2 protein-coding genes are annotated in these 1,416 nt (G+C 47.1%); both read left to right on the plus strand.

Translation table 11 applies throughout. From position 1 onward, the window contains the following. Nucleotides 1–539 (plus strand): apolipoprotein N-acyltransferase (lnt, locus tag A3750_RS01705; protein WP_068547975.1); only part of this gene is annotated, 539 nt, incomplete at its 5' end. 162 nt (nt 540–701) lie between these two features. After that, the coding region (locus A3750_RS01710) for a class I tRNA ligase family protein (protein ID WP_156498308.1) at nt 702–1,416 on the plus strand (715 nt) is incomplete at its 3' end.

A 1,416-nucleotide genomic window follows, 5' to 3' on the forward strand; every position in this document is an offset into this window, starting at 1 on the left:
TCGTGCCGTTTGGAGAGTACGTTCCTATGCAAGACGTATTGCGCGGCCTAATTGAGTTTTTTGACCTTCCTATGTCGAACTTTCGCAAAGGTGAAGAAAACCAAAGTATGCTGAGTGTTAACGGTTTCAGTGTATCTCCCTTTATTTGCTATGAGGTTGTGTACCCAGACTTCGTCGCAAATCGCTCGATCGGAGCCGATTACCTACTAACGATCAGCAACGACGCGTGGTTCGGTGAATCAATTGGCCCTCTTCAGCACCTGCAACTTGCCCGCTTACGCGCTCTCGAAAACGGACGTTACATGGTCCGCGCAACGAATAACGGAGTAACCGCAATCATTAATACTAAGGGACAAATCGAAGAGCAGATTCCGCAGTTTTCCCAAGGCACTCTAGAAGGGCAAGTTCGAATATATGAAGGCGAAACCCCGTTCTCGCGAGTTGGATCAATGCCGATTCAGATCTTGTGTATATTTACTGTTTTCATCGGTGTATCTCTTCGCTGGAGGAGCAATAGCAATAAAGCACAGAGCCTTTAGCTCCAAAGATCTGTCTAAGATTGCGATCCGCTTCCATATTTGGTTTCAATGAGCTGTTGAACAGCTACACGCACCGCAAAAACTAAGATAAACTATGCGGCCCATTTTTTTACGCGGGTTTACTCCAAGAGCCCGCGTTGTATAGCGAAGTTAAGAAGAAATATGCAAGAACAATACTCTCCAAAAGACATCGAACAGAGCGCACGCGAATACTGGGAGCAAAACGACAGTTTTGCTGTAACAGAAGACCCTAGCAAAGAAAAATACTACTGCTTATCCATGTTCCCTTACCCTAGCGGTAAGCTTCACATGGGGCATGTTCGAAACTACACCATTGGGGATGTTGTCTCTCGTTACCAGCGCATGCTTGGAAAAAACGTGATGCAACCAATGGGCTGGGATGCATTCGGCTTGCCTGCTGAAAATGCCGCGATAAAAAACGGTGTTGCACCCGCCAAATGGACATACGAAAACATCGAGTACATGAAGAGCCAGCTTAAGCAACTAGGCTTTGGGTATGACTGGAATCGTGAATTTGCAACTTGCCGCCCTGAATACTACAAATGGGAGCAGTGGTTCTTCACGAAGCTTTACGAAAAGGGTTTGGTGTACAAAAAGAACGCGACCGTAAATTGGGATCCTGTCGATCAAACGGTTCTCGCGAATGAGCAAGTGGTCGATGGCCGCGGCTGGCGCTCTGGTGCAATTGTCGAGCGTAAAGAGATTCCGCAATGGTTTATCAAAATCACCGATTACGCCGAAGAACTTCTAACAGACCTCGATCAGCTTGATGAGTGGCCCGAGCAAGTAAAGACGATGCAACGCAATTGGATTGGCCGCTCGGAAGGCCTTGAGTTCGCGTTCAAAATCAAGGATT

The organism is Oleiphilus sp. HI0079 (genome assembly GCF_001635105.1).